Below are 26,671 nucleotides of genomic sequence, written 5' to 3'. Positions count from 1 at the left end.
GATCACGTGCCCGCTATATGACACGTGCGGTGGGTGTGATGTTGAGTTTTGATGCGGGATGCCGTCGGAGACGCATCCCGATGGATCGATGTGGCCGCCTCTGACGGCCTACTCAACAACGGAGTAGGCCGCCGGGCACGCTCACGCGTGCCCAGCGGCGAAAAGCGTCAGACGCGGCGGCGCTTCGGGGGACGGCAGCCGTTGTGGGCCTGGGGGGTGACGTCCTGGATGGACCCCACCTCGAGGCCGGCGGCGGTCAGCGAGCGGATCGCGGTCTCGCGGCCCGAACCCGGGCCCTTCACGAAGACGTCGACCTTCTTGACGCCGTGCTCCTGCGCCTGGCGGGCAGCGGACTCCGCGGCCATGCCGGCGGCGTACGGCGTCGACTTGCGCGAGCCCTTGAAGCCCACGCCACCCGAGGACGCCCAGCTGATGACGGCGCCCGACGGGTCCGTGATCGAGACGATCGTGTTGTTGAACGTCGACTTGATGTGGGCCTGGCCCAGCGCGATGTTCTTCTTCTCCTTGCGGCGCGGCTTGCGCGCGGCGGACTTGGCCTGTGCCATTTCTCTGCTCTCCTAAACCCTGGGGGGCCGCGCCTTAGCGCGCCTTCTTCTTGCCGGCGACGGTGCGCTTCGGGCCCTTGCGGGTACGTGCGTTCGTCTTCGTGCGCTGACCGCGCACGGGGAGGCCACGACGGTGGCGGATGCCCTCGTACGAGCCGATCTCGACCTTGCGGCGGATGTCGGCGGCAACCTCACGGCGGAGGTCACCTTCGACCTTGAGGTTGGCCTCGATGTAGTCGCGGAGCGCGACGAGCTGGTCGTCGGTGAGGTCCTTGACGCGGATGCTCTCGTCGATCTCGGTTGCGGCGAGGATCTCGTTCGAGCGGGTACGGCCGACGCCGTAGATGTAGGTGAGGGCGATCACCACGCGCTTGTCGCGCGGGATGTCAACGCCGGCAAGACGGGCCATGCGGTTCTCCTGGGAGTGAGTGGAGGTGTGGAGCAGGATCGGTGCCCGGGCCTCCGCCCGAGGTGTCCCCGTCCTCGCGGACGGATCTGACCCTGCCTGTATGCGTATTGAGTTATGGGATCGCAGAACGGATGCCGCGGCATCCGTCGGCGTCAGCCCTGGCGCTGCTTGTGACGCGGGTTGCTCTTGCAGATGACCATGACGCGACCGTGGCGACGGATGACCTTGCAGTGGTCGCAGATGGGCTTGACGGAGGGGTTGACCTTCATGATGTTCCTGTTTCGCTGTCTTCACCGGGCAGGCGGAAGCGCCTGGGGTGTTACTTCTCGACCGGTCTAGCGGTAGCGGTAGACGATTCGGCCGCGGGTCAGGTCGTAGGGGCTGAGCTCCACGACCACGCGGTCCTCGGGGATGATGCGGATGTAGTTCTGCCGCATCTTGCCCGAGATCGTGGCGAGGACCTTGTGCCCGTTGCTCAGCTCAACGCGGAACATCGCGTTGGGCAGCGCCTCGGAGATCACGCCTTCGATCTCGATGACACCGTCTTTCTTCGCCATACGCTCGCTATCGTTTTCGTGCAGACCGGTCGATCTGCGTGGATGGGGTTTCGGTGCTGCGACACGCCAATGAAGGCGCAACGCACCAAAGATCAAGCATACGTGATATCGGATGCCTCGGCAAACCGTGCTTCACGCTCCCCCGCCTTCCCGGCCGCTTCTCAGCCGGGGCGAGGACGGGGCCTACTGCAGGGCCGCGACGAGGTCGGCCTGCGGGTCGCCCGTGAGCTCGACGAACTCGCCGTTCAGCAGCACAGTAGGTGTGCCGATCCCGCGGGCGCCCGGCTTGACGGGCGTCTTGTCGGTGATGTCTGTGACGTACTTCATGTAGCGGCCGTCGTTGACGCAGTCGTCGATCCCCGTGACTCCGACATCCGAGGCGATCGCGAGGATCTGCTCATCCGTCAGGCCCGTCGAGCCCTCTTCCGGCTGGTTCTCGTACATGGACTGCATGAACGGGAGGGATGCGTCGGCATCGGCCACCGCGACGCAGTACATGGCGCTCGCGGAGCGGGTCGAGAACTCCGTGCCCTGCGACGCGCGGTCGAGGATCGAGATCGGGTGGATGTTGAGCGTCGTCGACCCGTCGTCGACGAGGCCCTCGATCGTCTCGCCGTAGAGCTGCTCGAACTGGTTGCAGACCGGGCACATGAAGTCGATGTAGGTGTCGAGCTGGTTCGTCCCGTCGCCGACCGCGATCGCGCCGGTCTCGGCGTTGATGTTCGACGCCTTCGGTGCCTCCCCCGGCGCGGAGGACGCGCTGTTCATCCAGATGACGAGCCCCGCCACGACGACGAGAGCCACCACGACCCCGATACTGATCCAGATCGCGAACCAGTTCACCTTGCGCTCGGCCATGCCGCTCTCCTTATGCCACAGGGACGGGCGTCACGCCGAACGGCGCGAGTCCCGCCTTGCCACCGTCGGGTGCCGTGAACACCCAGATTCCGTCTTCGTGCACTGCGACGCTGTGCTCCCAGTGGGACCCCGCCGTGCCGTCGATCGTCGAAACCGTCCAGCCGTCGTCCTCGATGTGCGTCTCCTGGTCGCCGATCACGACCATGGGCTCGATCGCGAGGGCGAGACCGGGCCGCACGTCGGGGCCCGGGTCCTGGACGCGATAGTTGAAGACCGACGGAGACTCGTGCATCTTGCGCCCGATGCCGTGGCCGACGTAGTCGCGCAGGATGCCGTAGCCGTGACCCGACGCATCGATGTGCCCCTGGATCGCGGCTCCGATCTCACCGAGGCTGCGGGCCGACGTGAGCGCCGCGATCCCCGCCCACAGCGAGCCCTCCGTCACGCGGGAGAGCTCCTCGCGCTCAGCGACGATCTCGGGGCGGTCCGGGTCGGGCACGACGATCGTGAATGCAGAGTCGCCGTTCCATCCCTGGAACTCCGCCCCCGCGTCGATCGACAGGATGTCGCCGGGCTCGAGCGGGCGGCCCGAGGGGATGCCGTGCACGACCTGCTCGTTGACCGAGGCGCAGATCGTGTGGCGATACCCGCGCACCATCTGGAAGTTGGAGCGCGCGCCCCTCGAGCGGATGACGTCGTAGGCGGCGGCATCCAGCTCGAGTGTCGTCACTCCGGGGGCGACGAGCGCGCGGACCGCGTCCAGCGCCGCCGCCGTGATGAGGCCCGGCTCGACGAGCGCCCGCAGCTGGGCGGGCGACTTGTAGATCGAGCGACGCAGGGCCACGTCGTCAGGCCGCGGCCGAGCGCGCGAAGCCGCGCGCCTCGAGCGCGTCGACGATGCGACCGGCTACCTCGTCCAGCGAGCCGACTCCGTCGACCTCTGCGACGATGCCACGCGTGCCGTAGACGCCCAGGATGGGGGCCGTCTCGTTCTCGTAGATCGACAGACGCGCGGCGATGACCTCGTCCGTGTCATCCGCTCGGCCCTGCTCCGCGGCCCGCTTGTGCAGGCGCGCGATGCTCTCTTCGCGGGGGACGGCCAGCACGATGACGGCGTCGAGCTGCTCGTCGCGACCCTCGAGGTACTCGTCGAGGTGCAGCACCTGGGCGAGGTTGCGGGGGTAGCCGTCGAGCAGGAAGCCGTCCTCCGCGTCGGGCTGGGCGAGGCGGTCGCGCACGACCGCGCTCGTCAGCTCGTCGGGAACGAGGTGGCCCGCGTCGATGATGCTCTTGACCTGACGGCCGAGATCCGTGCCCTCGGCCACGTTCGCGCGGAACACGTCACCGGTCGAGATGACCGGGATGCCGAACGCCTCAGCGATCCGGACGCCCTGTGTGCCTTTGCCGGAACCCTGGGGGCCGACGATGAGAAGGCGGACGGGACGTGCTGTCATCGGAGAAGCCCTTCGTAGTGGCGCTGCTGGAGCTGCGCATCGATCTGCTTCACGGTCTCGAGACCGACACCGACGATGATCAGGATCGACGCGCCGCCGAACGGGAAGTTCTGGTTGGCGCCGACCGTCGCGAGGGCGATGAGCGGCAGGAGCGCGATGAGACCGAGGTACATCGAGCCCGGCAGCGTGATGCGCGTAAGGACGTAGTCGAGGTACTCCGCGGTCGGGCGACCCGCACGGATGCCGGGGATGAACCCGCCGTACTTCTTCATGTTGTCGGCGACCTCGACGGGGTTGAACGTGATCGCGACGTAGAAGTACGTGAAGCCGACGATGAGCAGGAAGTACAGGAGCATGTACAGCGGGTGATCGCCGCGCACCAGGTACTGCTGGATCCAGACGACCCAGGCGGGCACTTCCTCGCCGGCCTGCGGCTGGTTGAACTGCGCGATGAGCGCAGGGATGTACAGCAGCGACGAGGCGAAGATGACGGGCACGACGCCGGCCATGTTGACCTTGATCGGGATGTACGTGTTCGTTCCGCCGTAGGTGCGGCGGCCGACCATGCGCTTCGCGTACTGCACCGGGATGCGGCGCTGCGACTGTTCGACGAACACGACGAGCGCCACGACGACGACTCCGACCGCCAGGACGAGGAGGAAGACCTCGAAGCCCTTGGACTGCCAGATCGCCCACATCGAGGCGGGGAACGCGGCGGCGATCGAGGTGAAGATCAGGATCGACATGCCGTTGCCGATGCCGCGCTCGGTGACGAGCTCGGCGAACCACATGATGAGGCCCGTGCCGGCGGTGAGCGTGATGATCATGAGCAGCTGCGCCCACCACACGTCGTTCGTGAGCAGCTGCTCACAGGCCGGGATGCCGGTCGTTCCGAAGAGCTGTCCGCTGCGGGCCACCGTCACGAGGGTCGTCGACTGCAGCAGTGCGAGTGCGATCGTCAGGTAACGGGTGTACTGCGTGAGCTTCGCCTGGCCCGACTGGCCCTCCTTGTAGAGGGTCTCGAAGTGCGGGATCACGACGCGGAGCAGTTGGACGATGATCGTCGCGGTGATGTACGGCATGACGCCGAGCGCGAAGATCGAAAGCTGCAGCAGCGCGCCGCCCGAGAACAGGTTGACGAGCGAGAGCAGGCCTTCCGTGCCGGCGCTCTGTCGCAGACACTCCTGCACGTTGGGGAAGTCGACGAAGGGCGCCGGGATGTGGGCGCCGAGCCGATAGAGGGCGATGATCGCCAGGGTGAATGCGATCTTCCGACGAAGGTCGGGTGTACGGAAGACCCGCGCGATTGCGCTGAACAAGAGGCTGCCTCCAGAAGGGATGCCGGTACGCGTCACGGCGCACCGTCAACCAGAGTAACCCAGCGAGATTCCGTCGACGTTGCGAGGGGATGTGCGCCGGGGACGACAGCGGGGGTCGGAGACGAGACTCCGACCCCCGCCGGGGTACTACTTGACGGTTCCGCCCGCCGCGACGATCTTCTGCTCAGCCGAGCCGGAGACCTTGTCGACGGCCACGTTGAGCTTGACCGCGATGTCGCCGGCGCCGAGCACCTTGACCTTCTCGTTCTTGCGGACCGCACCCTTGGCGACGAGGTCGCCCACGGTGACGTCGCCGCCGGCCGGGTAGAGCTCGGCCAGCTTCTCGAGGTTCACGACCTGGTACTCGACGCGGAACGGGTTCTTGAACCCGCGCAGCTTCGGAGTGCGCATGTGCAGCGGCATCTGGCCACCCTCGAACCCGGCCTTGACCTGGTAGCGGGCCTTCTGGCCCTTGGTGCCACGGCCCGCGGTCTTGCCCTTCGAGCCCTCACCGCGACCCACGCGGGTCTTGGCGGTGTGGGCGCCGGGGACCGGACGCAGGTGGTGCACCTTGAGCACGCCGGGGCGCGAAGCAGGGGCGTCCTTCTTCACGGCGTCCTTCTTGGGAGCGGCCTTCGCCGCCTTCTCGGCTGCCGGCTTCTTGGCGGCGGCCTTCTTGGGCTCGGCGACCACGGTCGCCTCGTCCTTCTTGTTCTCGGCCTTCTCAGCCATCAGTCGATCTCCTCAACCTTCACGAGGTGCGCGACGGTCTTGACGTAGCCGCGCGTCTGCGCGTCGTCGGGACGGACGACGGAGTCGCCGATCCGCTTCAGACCGAGCGAACGCAGCGTGTCACGCTGGTTCTGCTTCTCGCTCACCTTGGACTTGACCTGGGTCACCTTCAGGCGCGATGCCATCAGACACCTGCCTTCGCAGCAGCCGCGGCCTCGGCCTCGGCGCGAACGAGACGAGCGGGGGCGACCTGATCGAACTCGAGACCGCGACGCGCGGCGACCGCACGGGGCTCCTCGAGCTGCTTCAGCGCCTCCACCGTCGCGTGGACGATGTTGATCGTGTTCGACGAACCGAGCGACTTCGACAGCACGTCGTGGATGCCGGCGCACTCGAGCACGGCGCGCACGGGACCACCCGCGATGACACCGGTACCGGCGGCGGCGGGACGCAGCAGCACGACACCGGCAGCCGCCTCACCCTGCACGGGGTGCGGGATCGTCGAGCCGACGCGGGGAACGCGGAAGAAGTTGCGCTTGGCCTCTTCGACACCCTTCGAGATGGCGAGGGGGACCTCACGGGCCTTGCCGTAGCCGACGCCCACGACGCCGTTGCCATCGCCCACGACGACGAGCGCCGTGAAGCTGAAGCGACGACCGCCCTTGACGACCTTCGACACGCGGTTGATCGTGACGACGCGCTCCAGGAACTGGCTCTTGTCTGCGTCACGCGCACCGCGGTCACGCGTCTGGCTGCGCTCGCGACCCCCGCGACGCGGCTCGCGCTCGCGCTCGGTCGGCGCCTCTGCGGCCGCAGCCGGCTCAGCGGTCGTGGTCACTTCGTTCTCCTTGATCTCACTCACAGGTTCAGACCTCCCTCACGGGCGCCGTCGGCGATCGCCGCGACACGGCCCGCGTAGCGGTTGCCACCGCGGTCGAACACAGCGTCCGAGACGCCGGCGGCCTTCGCACGCTCGGCGACGAGCTCGCCGACCTTGCGTGCCTTGGACGTCTTGTCGGCGTCAGAGGCGCGCAGGTCGACCTCGAGCGTCGAGGCGGACGCCACGGTGTGGCCCTTGCTGTCGTCGACGAGCTGCACGAAAACGTGGCGCGACGAACGCGTGACAACGAGGCGGGGACGCTCGGAAGTGCCGACGACCTTCTTGCGAAGGCGGGCGTGACGACGCGCGCGGGCGTCGGTCTTCGACTTCACAGCCATGCTTACTTACCAGCCTTTCCGGCCTTGCGCCGAACGACCTCGCCGGCGTAACGCACGCCCTTGCCCTTGTACGGCTCGGGCTTGCGGATCTTACGGATGTTCGCAGCCGCCTCGCCGACGGCCTGCTTGTCGATGCCGCTCACGGTGAGCTTGTTGTTGCCCTCGACCGTGAAGGTGATGCCTGCGGGCGGGGCGACCAGGACGGGGTGCGAGAAGCCGAGGGCGAACTCGACCGAGTCGCCCTTCTGCGCGACGCGGTAACCCGTGCCGACGACCTCGAGGCCCTTGGTGTAGCCCTGGGTGACACCGATGATGTTGTTGTTGATGAGGGTGCGCGTCAGGCCGTGCAGGGCACGCGACGCACGCTCGTCGTCGGGGCGGGTGACGAGCACCTGCGCCTCTTCGACCTTGACCTCGATGGGACGGGCCACGGCGAGCGACAGCTCGCCCTTGGGGCCCTTGACCGCGACATCCTGGCCGTCGACCGTGATGGTCACGCCGGCGGGGATGTCGATCGGGAGACGACCGATACGGGACATGTCAGATCACCACACGTAGGCGAGGACTTCCCCACCCACGCCCTTCTGCTCGGCCTGGCGGTCCGTGAGAAGACCGGAGGAGGTGGAGAGGATGGCGACGCCGAGGCCGCCGAGGACCTTGGGGATCTCGCTCGACTTCGCGTACACGCGGAGGCCGGGCTTGGAGACGCGCTTGATGCCGGCGATCGACCGCTCGCGGTTCGGGCCGTACTTGAGCGTCAGCGTGAGGGTCTGCCCGACGCGGGCGTCCTCGACGATCCACTCGGCGATGTAGCCCTCCTGCTTGAGGATCTCGGCGATGTGCGACTTGAGCTTGGAGCTCGGCAGCGACACGGAGTCGTGGTGCGCAGAGTTCGCGTTGCGCAGACGGGTCAGCAGATCTGCGACCGGGTCTGTCATTGTCATTGGTTGATTCCTTCGTTCATGAGGTTTCGGATGCCGTTACACGACAGGCGACCTTCTATGACTGGGCGATGTTCAGTTATGGGTGGACCCTCCGGCGAATGCGGGGACCTTGGGATCCCCGCACCCGCCGAAGCGTCACGCCTGGCCGTCGACCGCGCGGAACGGGAAGCCCAGGTGGCGCAGCAGCGCACGACCCTCGGCATCCGTCTTGGCGGTGGTGACGATGGTGATGTCGAAGCCGCGGACGCGATCGATCTTGTCCTGGTTGATCTCGTGGAAGACCGACTGCTCCTGGAGGCCGAACGTGTAGTTGCCGTGGCCGTCGAACTGCGCGCCCGAGAGGCCGCGGAAGTCGCGGATACGGGGCAGCGCGAGGTTCACGAGACGGTCGATGAACTCCCACGCGCGGTCGCCACGGAGGGTGACGTGCGCGCCGATGGGCTGACCCTCACGCAGCTTGAACTGCGCGATCGACTTGCGAGCCTTGGTCACGACCGGCTTCTGGCCGGTGATCTTGGTGAGGTCGTCGACCGCGCCATCGATCACCTTGCCGTCGCGAGCTGCCTCGCCGACACCGGTGTTCACGACGACCTTGACCAGTCCGGGGATCTGCATGACGTTCGCGTAGCCGAACTCTTCCTGCAGAGCCTTCTTGATCTCGCCGTTGTACTTCTGCTTCAGGCGGGGCTGGATCTTGCCAGCCTCCACGGCAGTGGGGGTGCTCATGTTCAGAGGTCCTTGCCTGACTTCTTCGCGTAGCGAACCCGGACGGTGCGCTTGACGCCGTCCTTGGTGCGCTCCTCGACACGGTGGCCGACACGCGTGGGCTTCTTCGACGAGGGGTCGACGAGAGCCACGTTGGAGATGTGGATGGGGGCTTCGAACGTCTCGATGCCACCCGTCTTGGTGCCGCGCTGGGTCTGGCCCACGCGGGTGTGCTTCGTGACGTAGTTCACGCCCTCGACGATGACGCGGTTCTGCTCGGTCAGGATCTCGAGGACCTTGCCCTGCTTGCCGCGGTCTCCGCCGCGCTCGGGCTTGGCGCCCGCGATGACCTGAACCAGGTCACCCTTCTTGATCTTCGCCATGACTAAATGACCTCCGGCGCCAGCGAGACGATCTTCATGAACTTCTTGTCACGAAGCTCGCGACCGACCGGTCCGAAGATGCGGGTGCCACGGGGCTCCCCGTCGTTCTTCAGGATGACGGCGGCGTTCTCGTCGAACTTGATGTACGAGCCGTCGGGACGGCGCGTCTCCTTCTTGGTGCGGACGACGACAGCCTTGACGACGTCGCCCTTCTTGACGTTTCCGCCGGGGATCGCGTCCTTGACCGTGGCGACGATGACGTCGCCCAGGCCGGCGTAGCGCCGGTTGGAGCCGCCGAGCACGCGGATCGTGAGCAGCTCCTTGGCGCCGGTGTTGTCGGCGACCTTGAGGCGGGATTCGTTCTGAATCACTTCTTACTCCTTGGGTTCCAAGCGAGCCCGAGGGCTTACTTGGCCTTCTCGAGGATCTCGACCAGGCGCCAGCGCTTGGTGGCGCTGAGCGGACGGGTCTCGTTGATGAGGACGAGGTCGCCGATGCCGGCGGTGTTGCCCTCGTCGTGCGCCTTGACCTTCGACGTGCGACGGATGACCTTGCCGTAGAGGGGGTGCTTAACGCGGTCCTCGACCTCGACGACGATCGTCTTGTCCATCTTGTCGCTCACGACGTAGCCACGACGCGACTTGCGGTAGCCACGCGCATCGGCGTCGCGCACGTCGTGCGCTGCCGACTCGTGACCCGCAGCCGCGACGACCTCGACGGCCTCAGCCTTCGGAGCCGCCTTCTTGGCGGGAGCCTTCTTCTCGGTGGTCTCAGCCATCACTCGGCCTCTTCCTTCACGGCCTCGTCAGCGGCATCCGCCTTCTTGGCCTTCGTCTTCTTCGCCTTCGTCGCGACCTCGACGGGCGCGGGCGTGGCACGGATGCCCAGCTCGCGCTCACGGATCACGGTGTAGAGCCGCGCGATGTCGCGCTTGACCGCACGGATGCGGCCGTGGCTCTCGAGCTGGCCGGTGGCCGACTGGAAGCGCAGGTTGAACAGCTCTTCCTTGGCCTTGCGCAGCTCCTCGACGAGGCGCTGGTCTTCGAACGTGTCGAGCTCGCTCGGGGCGAGCTGCTTGGTGCCGATCGCCATTACGCGTCGCCCTCCTCGCGCTTGATGATGCGTGCCTTGAGAGGCAGCTTGTGGATGGCACGGGTCAGGGCCTCACGAGCGAGTTCCTCGTTGACGCCGGCGACCTCGAAGAGGACGCGACCCGGCTTGACGTTCGCGACCCACCACTCGGGTGAGCCCTTGCCCGAACCCATGCGGGTTTCAGCGGGCTTCTTGGTGAGCGGACGGTCGGGGTAGATGTTGATCCACACCTTTCCACCACGCTTGATGTGACGCGTCATGGCGATACGAGCGGACTCGATCTGACGGTTGGTCACGTAAGCGGGCGTGAGGGCCTGGATGCCGAACTCGCCGAAGCTGACCTTCGTGCCGCCGGTCGCCTGACCGGAACGGCCCGGGTGGTGCTGCTTGCGGTGCTTGACCTTACGAGGGATGAGCATTACGCCGACGCTCCTTCTGCCACGGGGGCCTCGTTGCGCGGGCCACGACGACGGTCGCCGCCACGGTCATCGCGACCGCGGGGTGCCTTCGGAGCGTTGGCCTGCTCGCGTGCGAGCTCCTTGTTGGTGAGATCGCCCTTGTAGATCCACACCTTCACGCCGATGCGGCCGAAGGTGGTCTTGGCCTCGTAGAAGCCGTAGTCGATGTTCGCGCGCAGCGTGTGCAGCGGCACACGACCCTCGCGGTAGAACTCCGAGCGGCTCATCTCGGCGCCGCCGAGGCGGCCGGAGACCTGGATGCGGACACCCTTGGCGCCTGCGCGCTGTGCGCCCTGCAGACCCTTGCGCATCGCGCGGCGGAACGCCACACGAGCCGAGAGCTGCTCGGCGACACCCTGAGCGACGAGCTGGGCGTCGGCCTCGGGGTTCTTGACCTCGAGGATGTTGAGCTGGATCTGCTTGCCGGTGAGCTTCTCGAGGTCGGCGCGGATGCGCTCGGCCTCGGCGCCGCGGCGGCCGATCACGATGCCCGGACGAGCCGTGTGGATGTCGACGCGGACGCGGTCACGCGTGCGCTCGATCTCGATGCGGCTCACACCTGCGCGGTCGAGGTTCGACTGCAGGAGCTTGCGGATACGGATGTCCTCGGCGACGTAGTCGGCGTAGCGCTGGCCCGGCTTCGTCGAGTCCGAGAACCACCGCGACACGTGGTCGGTGGTGATGCCGAGGCGGAAGCCGTACGGGTTTACCTTCTGTCCCATTACTTGCTCGCCTTCTTGGTCTTGGCAGCCGGGACCGTCTCGGCGACCTCAGGGGTCGCGAGGACGATCGTGATGTGGCTGGTGCGCTTCTTGATCTGGAACGCGCGACCCTGGGCGCGGGGCTGGAAACGCTTGAGCGTCGTCCCCTCGTCCACGAAGGCGTTCTTGACGAACAGGTCCTGCTCGTCCAGGTACTCGTTGACCTGGTCGGCCTTGACCCGCGCGTTGGCGATCGCCGAAGCCACGAGCTTGTAGATCGGCTCGCTCGCGCTCTGCGGCGCGAACTTCAGGATGGCCAGGGCCTCCTGAGCCTGCTTGCCCTTGATGAGGGCGACGACACGACGAGCCTTCTGAGGGGTCACGCGGATGTGTCGCACGCGTGCGATGGACTCCACCATTTCTCTCTCCTCCTCAGTCGCCTTAGCGGCGACGGCCCTTCTTGTCGTCCTTCACGTGGCCGCGGAAGGTGCGGGTGGGCGCGAACTCGCCCAGTTTGTGGCCGACCATGGTCTCGGTCACGAACACGGGGATGTGCTTGCGACCGTCGTGGACGGCGATCGTGTGCCCGAGCATCGCGGGGATGATCATCGAGCGACGCGACCAGGTCTTGATGACGTTCTTGGTGCCGGCTTCGTTCTGGACGACGACCTTGCGAAGCAGGTGCTCGTCGACGAAGGGGCCCTTCTTAAGGCTGCGAGGCATATTCCTCTACTCCTACTTGCGCTTCTTGCCGGCGTTGCGACGACGGACGATGTACTTGTCGCTTTCCTTGTTGGCGTGACGGGTGCGACCCTCAGCCTGGCCCCAAGGAGTGACGGGGTGACGTCCACCGGAGGTCTTGCCCTCACCACCACCGTGCGGGTGGTCGACCGGGTTCATCGCGACACCGCGGACGGTCGGGCGGATGCCCTTCCAGCGGTTGCGGCCGGCCTTGCCCCAGTTGATGTTCGACTGCTCGGCGTTGCCGACCTCGCCGATCGTGGCGCGGCAGCGCGCGTCGACGTTGCGGATCTCGCCCGAGGGGAGACGCAGCTGCGCGTAGGGGCCGTCCTTGGCGACGAGACGCACCGAAGTGCCCGCCGAGCGAGCCAGCTTCGCGCCGCCGCCGGGGCGGAGCTCGATCGCGTGGATCACGGTACCGGTGGGGATGTTCTTCAGCGGCAGGTTGTTGCCCGGCTTGATGTCGGCCGAGGGGCCCGACTCGACGATGTCGCCCTGCGCCAGCTTGTTCGGCGCGATGATGTAGCGCTTCTCGCCGTCGAAGTAGTGCAGGAGCGCGATGCGCGCGGTGCGGTTGGGGTCGTACTCGATGTGAGCGACCTTGGCGTTGACGCCGTCCTTGTCATTGCGACGGAAGTCGATGACGCGGTACTGGCGCTTGTGGCCACCGCCGATGTGGCGAGTGGTGATGCGGCCCTGGTTGTTGCGGCCACCGGTCTTGCTGAGCGGGCGGAGGAGCGACTTCTCCGGCGTCGATCGGGTGATCTCGGCGAAGTCGGCCACCGACGAGCCGCGGCGACCCGGGGTCGTGGGCTTGTACTTGCGAATAGCCATAGTTCTCTAGTCCTCTGTCCCGACCGTCAGCCGACTGCCGTGAAGATGTCGATGGTGCCCGACTTGAGCGTCACGATGGCGCGCTTGGTGTCCTTGCGCTTTCCCGTGCCGAAGCGGGTGCGACGGGTCTTGCCGACGCGGTTGATCGTGTTGACCGCAGCGACCTTGACGCCGAAGATCTTCTCGATCGCGAGCTTGATCTCGGTCTTCGAGGCGCGGGGGTCCACGAGGAACGTGTACTTGCCCTCGTCGATGAGCCCGTAGCTCTTCTCGGAGACGACCGGCTTCAGGATGATGTCGCGCGGGTCCTTGTTGACGGCGATGTTCACGGTGCTCATGCCGAGACCTCCTCGGTTGCCGACTTCGACGCGACGAAGGCGTCGTAGGCGGCCTTGGTGAAGACGATGTCGTTCGAGACGAGCACGTCGTAGGCGTTCAGCTGGTCGAAGGGCAGCACGTGGACGTACGCGAGGTTGCGCACGCTCTTGATCGTGAGCTCATCGGCCCGCTCGATGACGACGAGCACGTTCTTCGTCGGGGCGAGCTCGCCGAGGACCGCGGCAGCGGCCTTCGTCGAGGGAGCACCCTCGATCGCGAACGAGTCGACGATGTGCAGGCGGTCGCCGCGGGCGCGGTCGCTGAGTGCTCCGAGGAGCGCTGCGGCGACCATCTTCTTGGGCGTGCGCTGCGAGTAGTCGCGCGGCTTGGGGCCGTGCACGATGCCACCGCCGGTCATGTGCGGCGCGCGGATCGAGCCCTGACGGGCGTTACCGGTGCCCTTCTGCTTGAAGGGCTTGCGGCCGGCGCCGGAGACCTCGCCACGACGCTTTGTCGAGTGCGTGCCCTGGCGAGCCGCCGCGAGCTGCGCGACGACGACCTGGTGGATGAGCGGGATGTTCGTCTTGACGTCGAAGAGAGCGGCGGGAAGCTCCACGGAGCCTGCCTTCTTGCCGTCTGCCTTGCGCACGTCGAGCGCGAGAGTCGAGTCAGCCATGGATATCAGGCACCCTTCACTGCGTTGCGGACGTAGACGATGCGGCCGCGCGCGCCGGGGACGGCGCCCTTGACGAGCAGCAGACCCTTCTCGGCGTCGACGGCGTGCACCGTGAGGTTGAGGACGGTCACGCGCTCGCCACCCATACGGCCGGCCATGCGCATGCCCTTGAAGACGCGGCTGGGCGTCGACGAAGCGCCGATCGAGCCGGGCTTGCGGTGGTTGCGGTGCGCACCGTGCGAAGCGGAGACACCCTTGAAGTTGTGACGCTTCATGACACCCGCGAAGCCCTTGCCCTTGCTCGTGCCGACGACGTCGACGAGCTGGCCCGCCTCGAACGTGGCGTCGACCGTGAGCTCCTGGCCGAGCGAGTAGTCGGCGGCGTCAGCGGTGCGGACCTCGGTGAGGTGGCGGCGGGGGGTCACGCCGGCAGCCTCGAAGTGGGCCGTCAGCGGCTGGTTGACCTTGCGGGGGTCGATCTTGCCGTACGCGATCTGGACGGCCTTGTAGCCGTCCTTCTCGGGCGTGCGAACCTGGGTGACCACGTTCGGGGCAATCTCGATGACGGTGACGGGAACGAGCTTGCCGTTCTCGTTCCAGACCTGGGTCATGCCGAGCTTGGTGCCCAGCAGGCCCTTCGAAACCTTGTTGTTGATGTCAGCCATGTCGGACCTCAGAGCTTGATCTCGATGTTGACATCGGCCGGCAGGTCGAGACGCATCAGCGAGTCGACGGCCTTGGGCGTCGGGTCGATGATGTCGATGAGGCGCTTGTGGGTGCGCATCTCGAAGTGCTCGCGGCTGTCCTTGTACTTGTGGGGCGACCGGATGACGCACACGACGTTCTTCTCGGTCGGAAGGGGCACGGGGCCGACGACGGTCGCACCGGCACGGGTCACGGTGTCGACGATCTTGCGCGCCGAGCTGTCGAGGCCGGCGTGGTCGTACGACTTCAGGCGAATGCGGATCTTCTGTCCCGCCATTGTCTGCTCACTCTCTTTCCGCGTCTTACCGGCCCGGGCTCCCCGGGGGCATTGGACGCACGGTGACGCTTGCGCGCCACGGCACTTGCTCCGGCTCTCACCGGGATGCTGCACCGCTGTTCTCGTGTCAAACCGGAGGCCTCGGCATCCGGCTCCCCCTCGCACGCACGCGTGTGGCCGGATCCCGGTCTCCCGGTTCCCGACCTTGTCGAGGAAGGATGTTCTGTTCTGCTGCCCGCGGCCTAGGTCTCTGCGCTTTCGCGCCGCCTATGCACTGCCCTGGCAGTGATCCGACGCACGCCAAAAGGGGCATCGGAATGTGGAACTTCCCTAGTCTACGGGTCGCCCGGGCGTGTCGCAAACCCGGGCGTGTCGCGGTCGGCTATGCAGGGCGCCTTCACAGGCACGGGATGCCGCGGCCCGCCATTCATGTCGGTCCGCGGCATCCCGGTCATGCCGAAGGGGGCGGCCACGCTCACGCGTGACCGCCCCCTTCGGACTGCAGATCGTCAGGCCCTGGCGCGGCGCTTCGCGCTGATGACCGTGATCGTGACGCCCGCGGCGAGCGCGAGAGCGCCGAGTCCGACGGCTCCCAGCGAGAACGCGCCACCGGTCACGGCGAGCGTCTCAGGGGCGCTCGGATCGGTCGGGTCCTCGGGCACGTCGGTGGTGAACAGCGACGGGCTCGCGCACAGCGCGGTCGCCTGCGGGTACTCCACCGTCGTCTCGTAGGTCGGGTTGACCTCGAACACGATCGTGACTCCGGCGCGGGTCCAGCGGTAGTTGCCGTCCGTCTCGACGTACTCACCGTCCACGAGCGCCCAGCCCGGCCACATCTTCGGCTCGTCGGCGGACGCACCCGGCCACAGGAGCGTGCCTTGAAGCGGCTGGTTCTCGACGACGTAGTCCTCGCCGTCCGGGTTCACGAAGGTGATCGTGACGGGGTCGGCGCCTGCGACGAAGCCCTCCGGCAGCGTCAGGTCGTAGCCGAGGTAGGGGACGTCGCCGACGCACTGCGACTGGATGTCACCGGGAACGAGGGGGCACGTGCCGATCTCGGACTGCGTCAGTTCGCGCTCGCGCGTCTCGAGGGCGACGGAGGACTTGCCCGTCGGCAGGCCCTGCTCGTCGAACTCGAACACCGTCGTCGTGATCTCGCGCGTCTGGATGACCGTCGTGTCACCGCACGCCCACACGCCGTCGGCCCACTCGCCGTACTCGACGGTCGTGTCGGGCGGGCAGGTCGCGAGCTCGCCCGCTGTCAGCGCGCGCGTCGCGGAGGCTGTCGTCACGACAGGCTCCTCGTCGACCCAGGCAGCGAGGGACTCCTCCCACCGGGAGGAGATCGTCGTCGTGGTGGTGGTGATCTCGGCGATTTCGCTCTCGCAGTCGAACTCGGTGACGACCTTCGTGGTCACCTTCGGGTCCGGATGCTCGGACTCGTCGCACGATGCGGTGAGCTTCTCGAGGTTAGGCACGACCCACACCGGGACGAAGCCCTCGGCGAAGGCGGCGCCCGCGCGCGGAGTGGCCGTCCATGTCGTCGCCTTGGTGACCTCGTCGACGAGGGACGACCAGTCGACGTCGTTGGTCTTGGTCACCGCGCCCGCCGTATAGCAGTCGGGCAGCGTCCATTCGAGCATCGGCGTGACGATCGTCGGCGTCGTCTCGGGCGCGTCTCCTGCGCACACGATCCAGTGCGACACGGCTGCCTGCGGACCGCCGTTCGCCCGCGGCGACGCATAGGGCGTGCCCACGGCGGGGTCCTCGACGACGTTGTTGCTCGTCGCGGCCTTGACGACCAGGACGACCCAGACCTTGCCTGCCGGCGGAGCCGACAGCGTCACCGTCTTGCTTCCATCGGTCACGGTCCCGTAAGCGGCCGCATCCTTGAAGCACTCGACGTCGAACGCGGCGTACCGGGCCTCCCAGTAGTCCGTCCCGTTGCCCTTCGCGGTCGAGGGCTCGATGGTCCCGACGGTCCCGAGCAGCGGCTCGGTCGCCGAGGCACTCGTGGCCACGAGCGGTGCGACGACGAGTGCGGCGGCAGCCGCCACACTCGCGATGGCCGTGAAAAATCGCTTGCGCACGGTCGGCACAGCGTCCCCAAACTCGGCGCGAACAGCGCCGTCTCCCAGCGGCGCACAGGCGTGCGCCGTCTCTTCCCAGTGGTGCACGGGCGCGCACCACGATGGCCGGTGACTCGAGGTCACCGCGTGCGGATCCCAGATCCGCACAATTCCCCAGACCCGTCGCTCGGGTGGCGACGGACTCACGGGCGCGAGGCCCGCGGGGGAAACAGTACCGGGAGGATCGGACACGACACGAATCGACCCCTTCCGCAACCCGGGATCGTTACCGAAACGCCGAGAAACCCCTCGGCGCGGGCTCGCCGAGGGGTTCTGGTCACTGCTCGGCGCCGGGATCTCCGCATTCGGGAGTCATCGATCCCGTCGGCGGTCGCCGCTCGAAGCGGCCCGTGCGGCTGGACCGCCGAGCGAGTGAGGAAGAGCGGGCTCTCAGGAGGGCGACCCGCTCTCCCCGTTCTCAGAGCTTGGCCTTCGCCTCTCCGCGCCGGCGGCGCATCACCACGAGGGCCAGCGTGCCGCCCAGGAGCGCGAGGAGACCCATCGCCGCGAGCGTCCACATCGGCGCACCGCCCGTGACGGGCAGCGACGAGAGCGTCACTACCGCGTCGTCTGCGTCGCGGCCGGTGTCGTCCGGGTCACCGAACGTGTGGTAGTCCACGACGCCGAGGTTGGTGATCACGCTTGATGTCGAGTTCGCAGCCACGGTGGCAGCCAGCCTGATCGTCGGCGCGCTCGAGGGTGCCTCGTTCGCGCCCGCAGGCTGCAGCTCGCCGAACAGTTCACACGTGAGCAGACCACCGAAGCCGCCGGCATCCTCCCCTGTGACGTCACACATGGTCCAGTTCGGGTAGACGTTGCTGTCGCCCTCGCCCTCCCACGTGATGTCGGTGATCTTGATGTCGCTCGGGATCTTGTCCGTCACGACGACCCCCGCCGCCGCCGAGTCGTCGCTCACGTTGGCGACCGCGAGGTCGTATGTGAAGGACTTGCCTGGGTCGGTCTTCTCGACGCTCGCCGTCTTCTCGATCTGCACGTCGGAGTGCCGTGCGACGAAGCACTCGGGCGATGCCGGGGGGTACGCCACGGCGAACGTCATCTCCGGATTGACGCTCAGCGTAACCTGCGAGTTGAATCGCCAGGCGTAGTCCAGCTCGCTCGGGTCGAGGATCAGGCCGTTGAACACGAAGGCCAGCGGACCGTTGATCGCCTCGTCCGGCGTGTACTCCAGGCCGTCCTCGGGGTTGATGAAGCCCCCGTTGGGACCGTGGTCGGCCGCCGTCAGCGGACGCCACCCGGGGTAGTCGACCGCGACCCCGGAGGGCGTGAAGAACGCCCCCGGCCACGGAATCACGCCGCTCCACTCCGCACCCACCTGCTCGCCGTCCTCACCCTCGGTGATGACGACCTCCGACGGGTCCGAATCCGGGCTCGGCGGCACGGGGACCCAGGTCAGGGTTCCGGGCAGATCCGCCACGAGCGACGACTTGCGCAGCACCCAGCCGAGGAGCGGCGCGTCACTGAGGCACGTCGCGTAGATCGCGGCGCTGATGTCACGCGTGAACACCGTCTCGTCGTCGCAGTGGTTCGCGTCGTCGTCCGTGTCGAGAGCCGAGACCACACACGCCTCGTTGTCGATCTGCTCGAGCGGGTCTGGAATCTCCGGCTGCTCCGCCGGGAACTCCGGCACCTCTCCGACGGGCGCAGGCAGGAACCTCACGTGCACCGTCACCTCGACGACCTCGCCCGGCGCAAGCGCATCGTCGATCGTGAAGTCAACGAGGTTCCCGGAGAATCCGGCCTCCGGCGTGATGGTGTGGCCGCCGACCGTGACGCCGAGGATCTCGAGCCGCTCGTGGATCGGGTCGGTGACGCGCACCTCCGTCGCCGCGCGCGTGCTCCAGTTCGTCACCTCGAGGATGTAGTCGAACTCGGTGTCCGTGTCGACCGACTCGAGCGGCTCCCCCGTCTCGGGGTCGTCCGGAAGCAGTGCGGTCTTCTCGATGCCCACGTCGTCGAACTGCACTGTCGTGCAGCCGGCATCCGTGACGGGGTCGGCGCCGAAGTCGATCGTCGCGGAGTTGAACAGGACGATGCCGGTCTCGGGCACATCAGCGCAGTCGCCGACGTCCGCAGGATCGGGCGCATCGGTGACCTGCACCGTCGTCCAGATCCGGTAGGTGTGTACGCTGTCCGCACCCTCGCCGGGCTGTTCGACGGTGCCGCTGACGATCACCCACTCGGGGTCGCCGTAGCTCCAGCTGTCGTCGGTCGGGTCGGGGGTCCCGGCGCCGTCCGCTTCAGCGTGCCACGTCTCCCCCTCCACGAGCTCGACGCCGTCGGGCAGCGCCGCCGGAGTATCCGTCAGCACGTACCCGGCGCCCACAGCGGGATCCTGGATCGTGCCGTCGTGGTCGACATTGACGACATAGCTGACAGTCCAGCTGGCATCCTCCTCGTCCTGCACCGCCGGCAGACCGTGCTTCTCGATCTCCGGGAACGCCGGCTCGGCGCAGTCCTCGTCCGTGATCGTCTGACCCAAGGACGTCAGTTCGACGGTGTTGAGGAAGCCGCCCGCCTCGCCCTCGACGCAGCTGGTCGAGCCCGCGTCGATCGCAGCCTGGGGCACGTTCGCGTGGACGGTGACGGTGTACACGTGCGTGTCCCCGTCCTCGATCTGCCGATCGGTCGCGAGGTCTGCGGTCCAGTCGGAGTCGTCGAAGTCCCCTGCGTCGCCGGGGGCGCCGCCGGGGCCCTCCCACGAAGCATCCGTCACCTCGATGTCATCGCCGAAGTCCAGCGCGTCCTCGAGCGAGTACTCCGAGTTCTCCCCCGTCTCGTTCCCGGGCAGGTTCACGACGATGTCGTACGTGATCGTCCATTCTCCGGTCTCGGGGTCCTGGACCGCCGAGGTCACCGTCTTGTCGAGGGTCGGGTAGACGGCCTGCACGACCGGGATGCACGCGTCGTCGGAGAGCGGGATCCCGCCCACCGTCATCGTCGCCGAGTTGTAGAAGCCCTCATCCGACTGCGCCTGGACGCACTCGCCGTGTGTCGACGGGAACGTCGCGACATCCACCTCCCACGTCACGAGGTACCGGTGGACGTCACCGGCCGAGATCGCGACGCTCGGGAGGATGTTGTTGCCGAGGATGTTCAGCAGCGGGAATGCCGCCAGCGGCTGGTTCAGGCCGTTCACGCGCTGAGCCGTTCCCGCGCCCACCGTGACGCCCCCCGGGAAGCCCGGGAAGTCGTCGAGCCGATAAGTGTCGTCGTAGCCGTTCGGCGTGACCGTGATGAGGTATGCCACCCGCCACTTCGACGCGTCATCGGAATCCTGCAGGGCCCCGATGGCCGTCTTGGTGATCGTCGGCAGCGCCGGCTCGGCGCAGTCGTCAGCGGTCAGAGGTACACCGGCGGCCGTCACGGTCGCGGTGTTGAGGAAGCCGCCTGCCTCGAGCGATCCCTCGGGCTGGCAATCGATCGTCTCGCCGGCGAAGTCTGCGAGCTCGACCTGTGCGAGGACCGTCACTGTGTAGTGGTGGCTGCTGTTCGCCACGAGGGGGTAGTCCGTCGCGAGTGTCGCCGTTCCGGCGGGCAGGGCGAACGAGCCGCCGCCCGTCGGGCCGGACCATGAAGACGCCGGAAGGACCGTGATGTCGCCGCCGAACTCGATGTCGTCCGTCAGGCTGTAGTTCGCGGTCAGCGCCGTCGAGTTCTTCACCTCGATGTCGTAGACGACCTGCCAGAGGCCGCCGACCAGGTGGTCGACATCTGTGACCGTCTTCGTGATCGAGACGCGCGGCGGCGTGATCTCCACGCACGCGTCGTCGTCGTCGCTCGCGGCGCCCGATGTCACGGTGGCCTCGTTGACGAGTCCACCCTGCTCGTCGCAGTCGCCCAGGGCTCCCGCACCCGCACTCGGGTCGAGCACGCCGGTCACGGTGTAGGTGTAGTGCGAGCCCGCCGGGATCGAGCCGGCGAAGAGCTGCCGCTCACCGGGCGCCAGATTGACGTCGAGGGCGGGTGTTCCCGCGCCGCTCGTGACGTGCCACGTGCCGCCGACCAGCGACCAGTTCGCCGGAGCGACCGGAAGCGCATCCTCGACCACCGTGTAGACCGCCGGGTCGCCGTCAGCCGCCGAGCCCGTCGTCGTCACGTCGATCGTGTAGCCGATCGTCCAGTTGCCGGTGGCCGGGTCCTGCGTCGGCGTCGCCGCCGACTTCACGACACTGGGGAACTCGGGCTCATCGCACGCCGTCTGCTCGGCCGGGACGCGCCCGATCGTCAGCAGGGCGGAGTTCAGGAAGCCCGTCCCCTCTTCGCCCGGCTGCAGGACGCAGTCCTGCCATGTGTCCTGAGCGCCGGGGAAAGTTGCGACCGTCGCGTGTGCGGTGACCCAGTAGGTGTGGGTCCCCGCCGCCGTGGTCAGCTGGACGTCGTTCGCGAGGATCGTCGACCACTCGGTGTCGAACGGGACCGGGACCGCGTCGGACGGACCCGTCCACGAGGCATCCTGAACCTCGACGCCGTCGCCGAACTGCAGCGAGTCGTCCAGGTCGTAGGTCAGCGTCGAGGCGACCGACGTGTTCGTCACGACGATCTTGTAGACGATCGTCCAGACCCCGTTGGAGTCCTGCGAGACGCTGTCGACCGTCTTGACGTGCGTGCCCGATGCCGGAATCGCGGTGTTCGTTATCTCGCACGTGACATTCGCCGCGAGCGGGAGCGTGACGGTGCTGCCGGCGAGGACACCCGCGGTGTCGCACGACCACGAGCCGGCGGTGTAGCCCGCGGGGCCGTTCTCGGTGAGCGCGTATCCCGCGCCCGCCTTGACGTCCTGCGTCGATGTCGTCGCCTGAGCCGCCGTGCCGCTCGTCGCGGAGGTCCAGGCCGTGGGCCCGGTCGCCGTGAGCGTCCAGTCCGTCGCGCCACTGACGCCGCCGCCCGTGGTGACGACCTTCTTGACGAGCGTCAGCTTCGGCGCGACGTCGTCGTTAGTGAAGGTGCAGACGACGTGGGATGCCGCGGCCACGGTGACGGTCGCGGGCTTGCCCGCAGCGGCGGCCGTGAAGATGCCGCCCGCGCACTCGAGCCCCGTCTGGAGGTAGCCCGCAGGGCCGCCCGTCTCGGTGAGCTCGTACGTGCCGACCGGAACGAAGGCGTCGGTTACCGCCGGGGAGCCTTCGACGCCCGATGCCGTCACGATCCCCGTCGCGTTGAGCGTCCACGCCGTGTCGGCCGCGGTGCCGCCGTCGTTCTTGACGACCGTCTTGAGCAGCGTGATCTGGCCGCGGCTGTTCGAGTTCGTGAACGTGCAGACGATGTCGCCCGCACCCGACGTGACGGTGATCTCGAAGCCCGTGCCCGTGCCCGTGCCCGGTGCGACGACCCCGCCCGGCATGCACGAGTAGCTCGAGTCGTACATGCTGCCGCTCTTGGCGTCGAGCACCTCGTCGAGGTCGATGACCTCGCCGATCCGGACGCTCGCCGTCGCGAACTTCAGGGGGTCGACCCACGAGCCCGCCTGGCCGTTGGCGGTGCTCACGACACCCGGGCCGCCGTCGATCGACAGCGTCGCGGTGTCGCCCTGGATCGCGTCGACCCACTGCTTCTGGAGCTTGACGGTGCGCTCGCGCGCCGTGTTCTGGAAGGTGCAGGTGATGTCCACCGCTGCCTTGAAGGGCGGGACCGCGGCACCGTCGACGTACGTGCCCTCAGGACCGCACTTCCACTCCGCGTCGTAGACGCCCGTGTTGCCGGCCGTCGGGGTCTCGGAGATCGAGACCATCTCGCCGATGCGGACCGGCTTGACCACCACATTCGTGTCGAGCTGGTTCGTCGTGCCGGCATCCGATCCGCCCGTCGTGCCGTTCACGTCGACCGTGACGTCGTCTCCGACGAAGGCGCCTGCCCACTGCTTGTCGACGGTCACGGTGATCTTCTTCGCCGTGTTCGTCACGGTGCAGCTGATGCCGCCTGCGCCGACGGTGAGCTCAGCCGTCGTGAGTGCGTTCGCGCCAGGGGTGGCGCCGCCCGTGCAGACCCAGCTGGTCGAGTAGGCGCCGGTGTTCTGCGAGTCGAACGCCTCGGAGAGGACGACCTTGTCGCCGACGCGGACGACCGCCGAGATCGTCTTGTCGGGCACGTCGCTCGCCGTCGACGTTCCGGCGGTCATCGTCTGCGCACCACGCTCGATCTTGAGGCCGGCCTGATCCGCGGCGAACGCGTCGACCCAGTGCTTCGTGAGCGACACCGTCACGGTGTCGGCCGTGTTCGTGTACGTGCACGTCACGTCGAAGGTAGGAACGGTGAGCGTGTGGCTGCGGTTGCTGCCCGTGAACGACGCCCCGGGCGTGCACGTGAGGACGGAGCCGTACGTCCCCGCGTTCGCCGGATTCAGAGTCTCCGACAGTGCGACGGTGTCGCCCTCGCGGATGCTCCGAGTGACCGCGTTCGCGCTGTCTGTGAACGGCGATACCGCGCTCGCGGTCGACTCGTCGGTCGTGCCGCCGAGGCTGATCGTCGCCTTGTCGTCCTGGAGCGCGTCGACCCACTTCTTCACGAGTGTGACGTCGTGCTTGACTGCCTCGTTCGTGTAGGTGCACACGACGTCACCGCCGGGGGCGGTGAAGGTCGCGGTGCGGCCGTCGACATTCTCGGCGACGCCGGTGCAGTCCACCGTCGTCGTGTAGGTGCCGGTGTTGTCGCCGAGCGTCTCGACGACGGTCACCGGCTCGCCGACGCGGACGGTCCTGACCACGACGTTCGGCATGGTCTGGAGCGCACTGCCGTTCGCGATCGCGACGCCGCCCTGTCCGTTGATCGAGAGGTTTGCGGAGTCGTTCGCGAACGCGTCCTTCCAGATCTTCCCGACCGAGACGTCGATCGTCTTGGCGGTGTTCGTGATGGTGCAGGTCACCGAGCCGGCGACGGTGATCTCAGGGATGCTGCGCCCCGAGCCGCTCGTGCCGTTGTCGCACGACCAGGTCGAGGTGTAGCGACCGGTGTTGTCGGCGTCGACGATCGACTCCGACAGAGTCACCTTCTGCCCGACGTTGACCGTCACCTGCGAGAACGTGTCGTCGACTCCGTCGACGCCCGAGGCGACCGACAGGTCGGAATCGGCGGCGGCGCCGGAGATGGCGAGGTGCGCCTCGTCATCCTTGAACGCGCCGACCCAGTTCTTCTGAAGCTTCACGGTCGCCCGCTGGCCCGTGTTGGTGAAGGTGCACGTGACGTTCTGGTTGGGCACCTTCAAGGCGAACGAGAGCGTCGTTCCGCTCGTCTGCGCCTGGTCGGTGCAGGAGTAGGACGTGCCGTACGAACCGACGTTGCCATTGCCGGCGAGCGTCTCGGACAGGGTCACGGTGTCACCGACGCGCACCGTGACGGTCGCGACATTGGTGTTGTCGACGAGGTTCGGCTGCGTCGCGATCGAGGTCTTCGGGTTCGTCGCGCTCGCGGTCGGACCCGCGTTCAGCACGGCTTTGTCGCCGGCGACGGCGTCGATCCACGTCTTCTTGACCGTGATCGTGCGCTCGACTGCGGTGTTCGTGAACGTGCACTGCACGCCCGCCTTCGACGCAGGGTAGGCCGGCACGACGATAGAGCCCGCGAGACCCGTGTTGCCCGAGACCGCGGCGCCGACGCACGTGAGGACGGAGGTGTAGGTGCCCGTGTTCGCTCCGCCGAGCACCTCGGCGAGGCTGAGGCCCGCGCCCGGCGCGACACTCACGGTGACGACGGGGCCGTCGACGGGAGCGGTGGAGGTGGCAGTGCCCGAGGCGGCGCCGCTGATCGACAGATCGGCCTTGTCGCCCGTGAACGCGTTCACCCAGTCCTTCGTGAGGGTGACGGTCGCGTACGGGATGTTGACGAAGGCCGTGGAGATCGCGGGCGCCTGCGACGCCTGCGAGATCGTGAAGGTTCGCGTCTGCGAGGCGTTCAGAATGTAGCCCGTCGGTGCCGCAGTCTCGGTCACCGAGTAGGAGCCGGTCGGGAGGTTCACGACCTTGATCTGCCCCGCGACGGGATCAGCGTCGTTGAGGCCGTTGTCGGCGACGGTCTTCGGGAACCCGCTCGCCCACGGCGCGGCGGCGGCAGCGCCGCCCGTCGCCGAGAGCTGGAAGGTCGCGCCGCCCAGGAGCTGGCCGTCGCCGTCGTGCTTGAGCCAAGTCGCCTCGCCGAGCGGATCCTTGAACGTCACCGTCTTGGACTCCGCGGTCGCGCCGAACGTCACGTCCTCCGTGACATCGGCGGGCAGCAGGTATCCGACCGGCGCCTTCGTCTCGGTGATCGTGTAGGTCTTGCTCGGCTGTACGTTCCCGCTGAACACGATCTTGCCGGTCGCGTCGCTCGTGCCCGTGGTCGAGCCTGTGCCCGTGGCAGGGTTCGGCGCGATCGTGAACTCTGCGCCCGCGAGCGGGGTGCCGGCCATGTCGGTCTTGAGGATCGTCAGCGTCGAACACGTCGAGGGGACGTTGAGGTTGACGGGCGCGATCCAGTCGGCGAGCGACGACGTGTCCTCAGGCGACGAGCTCGAGCGCACGTTGAGCACGCCGTAATTCCCGCTGCATCCCGTGTCGCCGAAGAGCGCCGTCAGGTCGATCGCCATCTCGGCGAACTCACCCGTCGCCAGGGCGGCCCCGGAGAGATTCGTCGTGCCGGCCTGGTTCACCTGACCGACGAACCCGGAGAGGTTGCCCAGCGACACCCAAGCCGAGCCGTTCCACTTGTCCGCACCGATGAGGGAGATCGTGTTGCTGCCGGTCTGCTCGATCGTCAGACGCAGGTCGTTGACCGTGCGGTTGGGGACGGGGCCGAACTGGTTCGGCTTCTGATTCAGCTCGACGTGGTACGAGACCGAGCCGCTGTTCTTGGCCCGCTCGAATCCGAGATAGGCGTAGACGTGACCGGCCACCGTCTGAGTGAAGGCGTAGACGTTTCCGATGTCGGTCTTGTCGGGCGCGGTGCCGTTTCCGCCGGTCTGACCGCCGCTCCAGGCCCAGTTGTCCTCCTTGGCCCCCTGCGTCCACTGCGTCGAGTCGCTGTAGCCGTCGTTCGTGACCGGCTGTGACCCGGCGTTCTCCCAGTCCAGGAGCGGCACGGTGTTGACGCACAGGTTGCCGTCGATCTCGAAGTTGGGGAACGGGGATGACCCGACCGGCCAGGCCGTCCCGCAGACGACCGCGGCCGCGATGAGCGGCGCCGCGAGGCTCTGCTGGTCGGCGCCCGTGCTGCCGGCATCCTTGCCGGTGTCGGGCGCCGTCTCGGCCGCGTCGGCCGTCGACGCGTCGGAGTCGCTCTCCGCGGGCGCGTCAGCCGGAGCGTCGGCCGCGGTCTCGGCGGGGGGCGCGGGCGGATCGTCCGCCGTGCTCGCGGCGGGCGTCTCGCTCGTCGCCGTGTCCGGCGCGGGAGCCACCTCCTCCGCGCTGGCGGGCGCCATTCCGGCGAACGATAGGGTCACCGCGAGCAGCGATGCCACGACTCCGCTGTACCAGCGGTGGCGGAGGATGAGGCTCCGTTCACGCTCACGCGCCTCGCGAATACTCCGACGGATCCCCTTGCGCCCAGCGTCGGACGCACCCCAAGTAACACTCATGACTTCACCCTCGTCGACTACGACTGCAGAGCG

30 protein-coding genes are annotated in these 26,671 nt (G+C 67.6%); all 30 read right to left on the bottom strand.

All coding sequences use genetic code 11. The annotated features are described in order from the left end of the window. Window positions 1-167: 167 nt before the first annotated feature. Complete coding sequence (gene rpsK, locus MJ607_RS11050; protein WP_018171470.1) at window positions 168-566, bottom strand: 30S ribosomal protein S11; 399 nt, start codon at window positions 564-566, stop codon at window positions 168-170. Between the two features lie 34 nt (window positions 567-600). Continuing rightward, on the bottom strand, window positions 601-975 hold the full coding sequence (gene rpsM / locus MJ607_RS11045; protein ID WP_243075638.1) for a 30S ribosomal protein S13: 375 nt from the start codon (window positions 973-975) through the stop codon (window positions 601-603). Window positions 976-1,127: 152 nt separating this feature from the next. Beyond that, a complete protein-coding gene (gene rpmJ, locus MJ607_RS11040; RefSeq protein WP_005050492.1) occupies window positions 1,128-1,244 on the bottom strand; it encodes a 50S ribosomal protein L36 in 117 nt (38 codons plus the stop codon). A gap of 66 nt (window positions 1,245-1,310) precedes the next feature. After that, window positions 1,311-1,532, bottom strand: coding sequence for a translation initiation factor IF-1 (infA, locus tag MJ607_RS11035; RefSeq protein ID WP_017201569.1), 222 nt, complete (start codon window positions 1,530-1,532; stop codon window positions 1,311-1,313). A 183-nt stretch (window positions 1,533-1,715) separates the two neighbouring features. Beyond that, entirely contained in the window at window positions 1,716-2,390 is a 675-nt protein-coding gene (locus tag MJ607_RS11030; RefSeq protein ID WP_243075637.1) for a thioredoxin domain-containing protein, read from the bottom strand. 10 nt (window positions 2,391-2,400) lie between these two features. Then, window positions 2,401-3,234 (bottom strand): type I methionyl aminopeptidase, encoded by an 834-nt coding sequence (map, locus tag MJ607_RS11025; RefSeq protein ID WP_243075636.1) that lies wholly within the window; start codon window positions 3,232-3,234, stop codon window positions 2,401-2,403. A 4-nt stretch (window positions 3,235-3,238) separates the two neighbouring features. Beyond that, window positions 3,239-3,844, bottom strand: coding sequence for an adenylate kinase (locus MJ607_RS11020; RefSeq protein WP_243075635.1), 606 nt, complete (start codon window positions 3,842-3,844; stop codon window positions 3,239-3,241). Then, window positions 3,841-5,163: a preprotein translocase subunit SecY gene (gene secY / locus MJ607_RS11015; RefSeq protein WP_243075634.1), complete on the bottom strand. Its 1,323-nt coding sequence runs from the start codon at window positions 5,161-5,163 to the stop codon at window positions 3,841-3,843. The genes MJ607_RS11020 and secY overlap by 4 nt, the downstream gene beginning before the upstream one ends. A gap of 147 nt (window positions 5,164-5,310) precedes the next feature. Then, entirely contained in the window at window positions 5,311-5,895 is a 585-nt protein-coding gene (gene rplO / locus MJ607_RS11010; protein WP_243075633.1) for a 50S ribosomal protein L15, read from the bottom strand. Beyond that, complete coding sequence (gene rpmD / locus MJ607_RS11005) at window positions 5,895-6,080, bottom strand: 50S ribosomal protein L30 (RefSeq protein WP_028496517.1); 186 nt, start codon at window positions 6,078-6,080, stop codon at window positions 5,895-5,897. Before rpmD ends, rplO begins: the two co-directional genes overlap by 1 nt. Then, window positions 6,080-6,757: a 30S ribosomal protein S5 gene (gene rpsE, locus MJ607_RS11000; protein WP_308193825.1), complete on the bottom strand. Its 678-nt coding sequence runs from the start codon at window positions 6,755-6,757 to the stop codon at window positions 6,080-6,082. Before rpsE ends, rpmD begins: the two co-directional genes overlap by 1 nt. Beyond that, window positions 6,754-7,113, bottom strand: coding sequence for a 50S ribosomal protein L18 (gene rplR, locus MJ607_RS10995; protein ID WP_243075632.1), 360 nt, complete (start codon window positions 7,111-7,113; stop codon window positions 6,754-6,756). Before rplR ends, rpsE begins: the two co-directional genes overlap by 4 nt. A 2-nt stretch (window positions 7,114-7,115) precedes the next feature. Beyond that, window positions 7,116-7,652, bottom strand: a complete 537-nt coding sequence (gene rplF / locus MJ607_RS10990; protein ID WP_243075631.1) for a 50S ribosomal protein L6 — start codon at window positions 7,650-7,652, stop codon at window positions 7,116-7,118. A 6-nt stretch (window positions 7,653-7,658) separates the two neighbouring features. Next, on the bottom strand, window positions 7,659-8,057 hold the full coding sequence (gene rpsH / locus MJ607_RS10985; RefSeq protein WP_243075630.1) for a 30S ribosomal protein S8: 399 nt from the start codon (window positions 8,055-8,057) through the stop codon (window positions 7,659-7,661). A gap of 135 nt (window positions 8,058-8,192) precedes the next feature. Next, window positions 8,193-8,783, bottom strand: a complete 591-nt coding sequence (gene rplE, locus MJ607_RS10980; protein ID WP_243075629.1) for a 50S ribosomal protein L5 — start codon at window positions 8,781-8,783, stop codon at window positions 8,193-8,195. Between the two features lie 2 nt (window positions 8,784-8,785). After that, the gene (gene rplX, locus MJ607_RS10975) at window positions 8,786-9,145 is read right to left on the bottom strand and encodes a 50S ribosomal protein L24 (protein WP_243075628.1); all 360 of its coding nucleotides are present in this window, start codon (window positions 9,143-9,145) and stop codon (window positions 8,786-8,788) included. Between the two features lie 2 nt (window positions 9,146-9,147). Beyond that, the gene (rplN, locus tag MJ607_RS10970; RefSeq protein ID WP_243075627.1) at window positions 9,148-9,516 is read right to left on the bottom strand and encodes a 50S ribosomal protein L14; all 369 of its coding nucleotides are present in this window, start codon (window positions 9,514-9,516) and stop codon (window positions 9,148-9,150) included. 35 nt (window positions 9,517-9,551) lie between these two features. Beyond that, a complete protein-coding gene (rpsQ, locus tag MJ607_RS19955; RefSeq protein ID WP_279234561.1) occupies window positions 9,552-9,923 on the bottom strand; it encodes a 30S ribosomal protein S17 in 372 nt (123 codons plus the stop codon). Beyond that, window positions 9,923-10,237, bottom strand: a complete 315-nt coding sequence (gene rpmC, locus MJ607_RS19950; protein ID WP_091703674.1) for a 50S ribosomal protein L29 — start codon at window positions 10,235-10,237, stop codon at window positions 9,923-9,925. The genes rpsQ and rpmC overlap by 1 nt, the downstream gene beginning before the upstream one ends. After that, window positions 10,237-10,656 (bottom strand): 50S ribosomal protein L16, encoded by a 420-nt coding sequence (gene rplP, locus MJ607_RS10955; protein WP_141881980.1) that lies wholly within the window; start codon window positions 10,654-10,656, stop codon window positions 10,237-10,239. The genes rpmC and rplP overlap by 1 nt, the downstream gene beginning before the upstream one ends. Further along, complete coding sequence (gene rpsC / locus MJ607_RS10950; RefSeq protein ID WP_243075626.1) at window positions 10,656-11,417, bottom strand: 30S ribosomal protein S3; 762 nt, start codon at window positions 11,415-11,417, stop codon at window positions 10,656-10,658. The genes rplP and rpsC overlap by 1 nt, the downstream gene beginning before the upstream one ends. After that, entirely contained in the window at window positions 11,417-11,815 is a 399-nt protein-coding gene (gene rplV / locus MJ607_RS10945; RefSeq protein ID WP_243075625.1) for a 50S ribosomal protein L22, read from the bottom strand. Before rplV ends, rpsC begins: the two co-directional genes overlap by 1 nt. Window positions 11,816-11,837: 22 nt before the next feature. Continuing rightward, a complete protein-coding gene (gene rpsS / locus MJ607_RS10940) occupies window positions 11,838-12,119 on the bottom strand; it encodes a 30S ribosomal protein S19 (RefSeq protein WP_018171448.1) in 282 nt (93 codons plus the stop codon). Between the two features lie 12 nt (window positions 12,120-12,131). After that, window positions 12,132-12,971: a 50S ribosomal protein L2 gene (rplB, locus tag MJ607_RS10935; RefSeq protein WP_243075624.1), complete on the bottom strand. Its 840-nt coding sequence runs from the start codon at window positions 12,969-12,971 to the stop codon at window positions 12,132-12,134. Between the two features lie 26 nt (window positions 12,972-12,997). Further along, window positions 12,998-13,309, bottom strand: coding sequence for a 50S ribosomal protein L23 (gene rplW, locus MJ607_RS10930; protein ID WP_243075623.1), 312 nt, complete (start codon window positions 13,307-13,309; stop codon window positions 12,998-13,000). Next, a complete protein-coding gene (gene rplD / locus MJ607_RS10925) occupies window positions 13,306-13,965 on the bottom strand; it encodes a 50S ribosomal protein L4 (RefSeq protein ID WP_243075622.1) in 660 nt (219 codons plus the stop codon). Before rplD ends, rplW begins: the two co-directional genes overlap by 4 nt. 5 nt (window positions 13,966-13,970) lie before the next feature. Then, a complete protein-coding gene (rplC, locus tag MJ607_RS10920) occupies window positions 13,971-14,630 on the bottom strand; it encodes a 50S ribosomal protein L3 (protein ID WP_243075621.1) in 660 nt (219 codons plus the stop codon). 8 nt (window positions 14,631-14,638) lie between these two features. Then, the gene (rpsJ, locus tag MJ607_RS10915) at window positions 14,639-14,947 is read right to left on the bottom strand and encodes a 30S ribosomal protein S10 (protein WP_013584016.1); all 309 of its coding nucleotides are present in this window, start codon (window positions 14,945-14,947) and stop codon (window positions 14,639-14,641) included. Between the two features lie 509 nt (window positions 14,948-15,456). Beyond that, window positions 15,457-17,037 carry a hypothetical protein gene (locus tag MJ607_RS10910; protein WP_243075620.1) on the bottom strand — a complete coding sequence of 527 codons (1,581 nt, stop codon included), beginning with the start codon at window positions 17,035-17,037 and terminating at the stop codon, window positions 15,457-15,459. A 457-nt stretch (window positions 17,038-17,494) separates the two neighbouring features. Then, entirely contained in the window at window positions 17,495-26,482 is an 8,988-nt protein-coding gene (locus MJ607_RS10905) for a SpaA isopeptide-forming pilin-related protein (RefSeq protein ID WP_243075619.1), read from the bottom strand. Between the last annotated feature and the right edge of the window lie 189 nt (window positions 26,483-26,671).

Origin of the sequence: Microbacterium sp. SS28 (genome assembly GCF_022761035.1) — a bacterium.
Taxonomy (GTDB): domain Bacteria; phylum Actinomycetota; class Actinomycetes; order Actinomycetales; family Microbacteriaceae; genus Microbacterium.
Note: the sequence above shows the minus strand (reverse complement) of the source record. Positions and strands in the feature narration are given on the sequence as shown.